Source organism: Calditrichota bacterium, from assembly GCA_013152715.1.
Taxonomy (GTDB): Bacteria; Zhuqueibacterota; Zhuqueibacteria; order Thermofontimicrobiales; family Thermofontimicrobiaceae; genus 4484-87.
Map to the genome: position 1 here is coordinate 1 of JAADFU010000064.1, position 6,845 is coordinate 6,845.

Here is a 6,845-nt window from a genome sequence, read left to right on the forward strand (position 1 = left end):
ACTTCAGCTAAATGCGCCAGACGCGCTATTTCATAAGGATTATTCCGCCTTCGATCATTGGAAACTGTCAATAGAAACTTCACTAACGCGACGATCATGGCAGAAGAACTGCTGGTGCCGGAATTTATCGGTATTTCGCTGGTAATTTTAATATCATAGCCGCCAGGAATAGCAACGCCATGCCGATATAGCACATTGAACGGGGAACGAAGATAGTCGCGCTCTTTTTTGTACTCGATGGGGAAATTTAACTCAATGATCTCTTCCTCGCCGATGTCAGGGAGGTGAAAAACAAAGCGATTATCGTCTCTCCTTTTCCCGTGAATGCTAATACGCAGATTTATCGCGGCAGTAATCACAGGCAGATGCAGATAGTCTTGATGCTCGCCAAAGAGGCTAATTCGACCAGGGGCGGATACAACCAGATCACTTACCATCGTTGTCATTCTCTCCGGAATATTTTTTTGGTTTTGTCTTTTCAATGAAAATACGAGACTCAAATATAAACATTTTCATCTTTTAGTCAAGACAAATTTTCACTTCTCACTTCAAATACAAAATTTTTTTCACAGTTTGAGATTTGCTACTTTGGTAGCGTATAAAATAAAGTCCGCTTGTCAAATTGCTCAAATCCGCACGTAAAGAGTAATTGCCGCTCTTTCTGTTCCCGGAGGAAAGCGATAACACTCTCTGTCCCAATAAATTATACAAATTCATTGATATTTTTCCCCGAACCGATACGTAATAAGAAATTTTGATTTCGGAATTTGTCGGATTGGGAAATATTTTTAGCTCTGGCAAATTGGAGCTTCTACCCTTTTCCGATTCAAGAACTTTTGTATCTTCTCTGACCGAGCTGCGCAAATTATCGATGTAAATCTTTCCGCTGTAAGTTTCACCGTTATTCATGGATGAAACCGATAAATAAAAAACAATATCGGTAAGAAAAACAGGATACTTCACACTTCCACGTAGAGAGGCAAATGTAAAAGGAATCGTTCTCCACCTGCTGCGCCAATCAATGGGAAAATTATACAGCTTTTTTGTGAATATTTTGCCTTCCACATCTTGAAACTGATATCCTACAAGTATGGGCGATCCATCTCCGTAAACATCAAGCAAAAGAGAATCTGATTTTCCGGGAATGGGAACGAAATTTTTCAAACGAAATTGATAGTCCTGCCGCGGAATCTGAGGATTGAAAGTGAATTGATAATTTAATTCAGCCGATGTGTTACCCGTTGAAGCTATTGAATCACAAATGGCAAATGAACACAAATTGGAATCTAAATTCGCCAATTCTGTTCGCCAGCCTGTTGCAGTCAGAAAATCGTCCAATTGATAATTTGCTGGCTCCACAACTTTCACTTCTGTCGTATCCCTGATTCCGTAAAATTCTGCAATTAACATCCCCGAATCAGCCTGACTGGCGACAAATTTGCCATCCGTGGAAAGATTTCCAAATCCGCCTGTATAATTCCAGTTGATCAAATCTGCTGAAATATGAATCGGAATTTCGGCTGTATCTGAGCATGAAATCCTTGGTGCAAAAATTTGATCAGGAAAAAGAATAATTGCCGGCAATGATAGAGAAAATTGCCCGATGACAGGCAATTCATTCAGCGACTTGATGTAAGTCAAGTTTTCATTCAATTGAATTTCAACTGAATCTCCTGAAATTAATGAGTAATATTGCAAATTGCCATCGCGGTTCAAGATCGCCAATTTATCCCAGAGAATTTTTAGTTCTTGTTCCTTTTGCCCCAGCTTTCTCCAACAAGCAATGATACCGCTGTCTCCATCACTAAATTTAAAGAGGTAAACATCTGGCCCAATTTGTTGGTCTGTCAAAGTTTTATTTCCGATAAGCGTTGCCGCGGCTTTTAGCGAGTGATAGGCTGGTTTAGGTTGCAAGTCATAAGTCAGAATTCCAAAATTATGCTCAGGATTCGCTGCGTCGATACCGTCATTCTTTAAATCATAGTAAGAAATTCGCTTCAGTTGAGTGATTGATTTACCCATGAGGAAAAGTCTCGGGATATAATTTGCCTGCTTGTCCAGGGAAATATAGGGCCAACCACTGTTTGTAGGATAACCGACTTCTGTCATCCAGATCGGTAGTTCATTTCCCACAATTGCCTGTAACCGGGAAATTTCCGTGAATAAATAATTTTCTGGGGGCGAATCGACATGGTACTGATGAAAAGAAACTGCGTCCAGATAATTTCCGCCGCCAAAATCGAAAACCTGCTGGATGAAATTAATTCCAGGAATGAAAGGCGACGGCTCCCCTTCTGCCGGTGATGTGGCACAGCCAATGACTTGAATTTCCTGACTAACAGATTTCAACGCAGGATACGCGACTTCGAGCAATTTGAAATAATCTTCGGCGTTCGGGCTTGGGCTCCAAAAAATTGGAATATTCGGCTCATTCCAGATTTCGTAATTTTTCACTCCCAACGGAAAATAGCGCGCTGCAACCTGCCGACAATAATTGGCAAAAGCGGTGCGATTGCTGTCCGTGGAGACGCCGGAGTTTGAAGCAGGTGCATAAAGTGGATTATTGTAATCAAGAATAAGCAGAACGTCCAAATTTCGTTTCAATGCCTCTGAAATGTAAAAGTCAAAAACTGGAGGGAATTGGAAATTTCCCGGCTCCAGTTCAATGAGAGACCAGTAAATTTCATCGCGAATAGCGGTAATGCCCGCGTCTTGCACCAGATCGAGCATTTTAATGACCTGCGTTGAATCCATATCCGGACGATAAACTTGGCCAAAATGTGTCTGGATGGAATAGAATGAATCTTTTTCCTGTGATAGAAGAGCAGTAAAAACGAAAGTGAAGATAAGCATCCAGAGCAATATTTTTTTCATCATGTACCTCGCTTTGGGATTGTTTTTCTTCATTTTTCTTCTTCAGAATCGATGTGGCGAGAATGTTTATCGAGAAGGCTGGCTTTTTTGATGAGATCGGCGCCGAATTTATTTTGGATTAAATCGATGACTCGATCGATTTTCTTTTCTTCTTCCTTTTGCTGGTCAAAAAAATTCATCTGGTCGCCGACGATTGTATTTAAATTGGAAATGCCGATGCCGAGAAGCCGGACTTTTTTGCCTTTTCGGTCAAATTTGCTATAAAGTTGCAGGGCCGTCTTGCTGATCAAAGCTGATGAATCGATAAATTCATTGAAACTGCGCGAGCGAGTAAATGTGGAAAAATCTTCCAGACGAATTTTCAAAGTGAGGGTTTTGCCTTTGAGATTTTTTTTGCGTAAAATTCTGCTCACATTATCGGACAGGGAACGAATCATCTTTTCAATTGTCGCTTCATCGTCAACATCCTCCAAAAAAGTGTTTTCCAGACTCACCGACTTTCTCGTGCTTTCCGTATGTACATCCCTATCATCAATTCCATTGGCGAGATACCAGAAATGCAGGCCTATTTTCCCTAATTGCTTTACAATTTTTTCCCTGGACATGGCAGCCATCCTGCCAATAGTATCGATGCCCATTTTAATCAAAGTTTCCTCAGTCTTTTTGCCAACTCCCCACATTTTAGAAATAGGCAAAGGAGATAAAAATTCTTTTACTTTTTCCGGCTTCACAATTACCAGGCCATCGGGCTTTTCCAGATCAGATGCTATTTTTGCTACGAATTTACTCGGCGCAACACCCACGGAACCAGTCAGTCCCGTGGCTGCTTTTATGCGTTTTTTGATGGATTTTGCAATTTCTTCCGGAGAGCCAAACAGTCTCGTACAACCTGATACATCCAAAAATGCCTCGTCAATACTAATCGGCTCCACTAATGGAGTGAATTCATAGAATATTTTGTGAATTATTTTGGACATCTCAACATAGCGTCTCATGCGGGGAAAAACATAGATTGCGTGGGGGCAACGGCGATAAGCCTGAGAAATGGGCATGGCGGAATGAATTCCATATTTGCGGGCTTCATAATTACAAGTCGAAACCACGCCTCTACCAGTACCACCTTTCGGATCAGCGCCGACAACTACAGGTTTGCCGCGATAATCAGGATGGTCCAATTCCTCAATCGCGGCAAAGAATGCATCCATATCGATGTGTAAAATAATTTTTTGGCTCATAGCTCTCCAGCGCCGAAATCGTTCAATTATTTTCTGGCAAAAACAAACGAGCGAACTCCATTTTTGAAGAAAGGCAAAAGAATCTTTTCAATTCCAGAATAGTGGCAGCAATAATAAACCCATAGCGTCAATTTATTGAAAAAAATCATGTTTTGCTTTTCAAGCCATTTTGACTTCAGAATTCTATTTAATGCACGTATTGTTATAAAAATCAGTGCAGGAATTTTAGCAGCGTATTTAACTTCCCGCTCCAATGTTCCCATTTCAATTACCGACAAACCAGCTTTTTTTGCCATTTGTGCTAACTCTTCCGGATGATAAGCTGTGTGAAAATAGCCCTCTTCGGACGGACTTTCGACGCCGTAATGCGGCAAACTTGCCAGAGGAATCCATTTGGGTCGTTCCCTTTTGTAATCTGGCGTGGTAATCAATGCGCTTCCTCCCTGACGCAGAACATGAGCAATGCCGTTAAAAACTGCTTGCGGATTCAGACAGTGCTCTATCACTTCGCTGCAAAGGACATTATCAAAGCTGTTGGCTCTGAAGCAGGTCAATTGCTCTGCATCAGCAACAATCAAATTTTTTTCCGGATGTTTGTCCGCTTTTTTTAAAACATTGAGGCTTAAATCCGCGCCAAAGCGTTTCCCTCCCTGATATTCATCCAAATACATTCCACGATTACAGCCAACATCGAGCAACGAGCCACTGAATCTCTTCAAATAGGCAAGCACAAATTTTCTTCTCAACATTCCGCGCAGTGTATGGTAAATTATTTCTTCTTCAGGGTATTTTTCTCCGACGTCTTCGTAAAAATATTTTAGCTTTTTTTTGATTGGATCCATTCAAATTTCCTGTGTGATAAAGATTGACGTTTATTCGTTTCTGTCGTGTATTTTCTGTCGCAAGCTTGTTATTTTTTGCAATTCTTCTTTATGAAAAAAACCAATGAAATAGAGCACGAGCGGGCTAACTGAGAGTAAACCGAGCCTGATAAACCACCATTTGCTTGCAAACGAGTATTCTCCGGAAATGTAAACAATCAGGTAGAGAACGACAATTTGCGCAATCCGTTTAAATTCAAAAGGAATGGGATAGTTCCGTTGTGTGTCATAGAATAAAATGGCGACCATCAAAAAGTAAGAAATTATCGTTGTCCAAGCTGCACCCTGCATTCCCAAAATTGGGATAAGCGCCAAGTTGCCAAGAATGTTCGCCATCGCTCCGATTCCTGTGATGATAGGCAATACTTTGCTTCTCTCCTTGATATAGATTTCAATGATCAAAATCGAATATAATCCGTACAATAAATATGAAGCCATGATCAGAGGAACAATGTCGATTCCTGCCCAATATTCTTTGCCGAATAGAGTTACTCCGCCAATTTCAATTTTGATTATCGGCGCCAGAAAAAATGTGAAAAAAATCAAAATCCAGCCACTGCCTAATATAAAATAGGTCGTTACTAAAGCATAAATTTTTTTGGCATCTTTTCTTTTGGCAACGGATAGCGAATATGGCATCCAGGCGAATCTGAAGCCAGCCACGATGAGCCCCATAATGCCGGCGAGTTTGTAGCCAGCGTTGTAAATGCCAACCGTGTCAAAATCAGTAAGTCTTTCTAAAATAAAGCGATCTGACAAGTCCATCAACACTTTTGCCAAGCCTGAAAACATGTAAGGAAAACCAAAAACCAACAAAAGCTTAATCTCTTGCCGCTGAATTTGAAACCGAAAATATTTTATGCAGATCGGAAGCAGAAAAATCAGCATCGTTAATGAAGAAATGAAGTTAGCAAAGAAAATACCTGCGATGCCCATTTTTTGATAAACGATGAACAATACGTTAAAAGCAATATTGATCAAAATCTGCGCCAGCGTGATGAACAAATAAAGAACGGATTTTTCCTCAACGCGCAAAGTGATAAGAGGAATTTGCCCCAAAACATCGCCAATGAGGATGCCGATGGACAGGTGAATCAGGAGTTGGTAATCCTTTGAATGAAACAAAAATTCGGAAATTCTATCAGAGAACGAAAAGGTAAGGAATGAAAAAAGGAGGCTTAAAACAAAAATCGCCGAAAAAGCATTACTGAAAATCTTTCTTTTATCTGATAGATTGTCGGCGAGGCTGAAATAACGCAAAAAAGCCTGACTGATACCGATCTGGTAAACGATCGTCATCAACGCCAGAAATAAAAAGGTCATTGCAGCAACGCCCAACTGCTCCGGAGCGATGAAGTTTGTATAAATCGGCAGCAATAAAAAACCGACTGCGCGATTGAGAACGTGGCCTACTCCGTAAATGATAGAATGCCGCGTTAATTTTAGCAATGATTTTGATATCGATTCTTCCTGCATCACAAAGGCCATTCTATGGGATCTATGGGTATCGTAAGGATCTGTGTATTATTTTTCTCAGCAAAAAATCGCTTGGAAGCCAATTCCTTTCCTTTAAAAATCAATTTTCCTTCTTTGTTGTCAGGCAAAGAAAAACTGATTCCCTGCAAATCTTTTGGCGACAATTCAAACGGAATGCCCGCTTTTTTCATTCCGTTTATTTTTATCAAATAATGATACTCATTTTCTTCAACTGTCCATGTCAGGTATTTTTTAACCAAAGAAAAAGTCAAAAGTTGCCGCGTCGTTGCTACCCACAAAATTTTTCGATGAAAGAGATCTGCAATTTGCTTGAATCTATCAACCGTCTCCTGCGAAAGCGGAAATTCATCACTCTTTT

The 6,845-nt window shown here is 40.5% G+C and carries 6 protein-coding genes; all 6 read right to left on the reverse strand.

Annotated elements, in window-relative coordinates; translation table 11 throughout:
• Positions 1 to 446 (reverse strand): GHMP kinase (locus GXO74_05160; GenBank protein NOZ61048.1); only part of this gene is annotated, 446 nt, incomplete at its 3' end.
• A gap of 97 nt (positions 447 to 543) precedes the next feature.
• Positions 544 to 2,907, reverse strand: a complete 2,364-nt coding sequence (locus GXO74_05165) for a T9SS type A sorting domain-containing protein (GenBank protein NOZ61049.1) — start codon at positions 2,905 to 2,907, stop codon at positions 544 to 546.
• Positions 2,904 to 4,109 carry a DNA polymerase IV gene (dinB, locus tag GXO74_05170; GenBank protein ID NOZ61050.1) on the reverse strand — a complete coding sequence of 402 codons (1,206 nt, stop codon included), beginning with the start codon at positions 4,107 to 4,109 and terminating at the stop codon, positions 2,904 to 2,906. The genes GXO74_05165 and dinB overlap by 4 nt, the downstream gene beginning before the upstream one ends.
• 26 nt (positions 4,110 to 4,135) lie before the next feature.
• Positions 4,136 to 4,951: a methyltransferase domain-containing protein gene (locus tag GXO74_05175; protein NOZ61051.1), complete on the reverse strand. Its 816-nt coding sequence runs from the start codon at positions 4,949 to 4,951 to the stop codon at positions 4,136 to 4,138.
• Between the two features lie 30 nt (positions 4,952 to 4,981).
• Positions 4,982 to 6,478 carry an oligosaccharide flippase family protein gene (locus GXO74_05180; GenBank protein NOZ61052.1) on the reverse strand — a complete coding sequence of 499 codons (1,497 nt, stop codon included), beginning with the start codon at positions 6,476 to 6,478 and terminating at the stop codon, positions 4,982 to 4,984.
• The coding region (locus GXO74_05185; protein ID NOZ61053.1) for a hypothetical protein at positions 6,466 to 6,845 on the reverse strand (380 nt) is incomplete at its 5' end. The genes GXO74_05185 and GXO74_05180, both read right to left, overlap by 13 nt.

Coding starts and splice junctions, on each gene's coding strand:
- GXO74_05165 (NOZ61049.1), bottom strand. CDS start 2,907: ATGAAGAAAAACAATCCCAAAGCGAGGTACATGATGAAAAAAATATTG.
- dinB (NOZ61050.1), bottom strand. CDS start 4,109: ATGAGCCAAAAAATTATTTTACACATCGATATGGATGCATTCTTTGCC.
- GXO74_05175 (NOZ61051.1), bottom strand. CDS start 4,951: ATGGATCCAATCAAAAAAAAGCTAAAATATTTTTACGAAGACGTCGGA.
- GXO74_05180 (NOZ61052.1), bottom strand. CDS start 6,478: ATGGCCTTTGTGATGCAGGAAGAATCGATATCAAAATCATTGCTAAAA.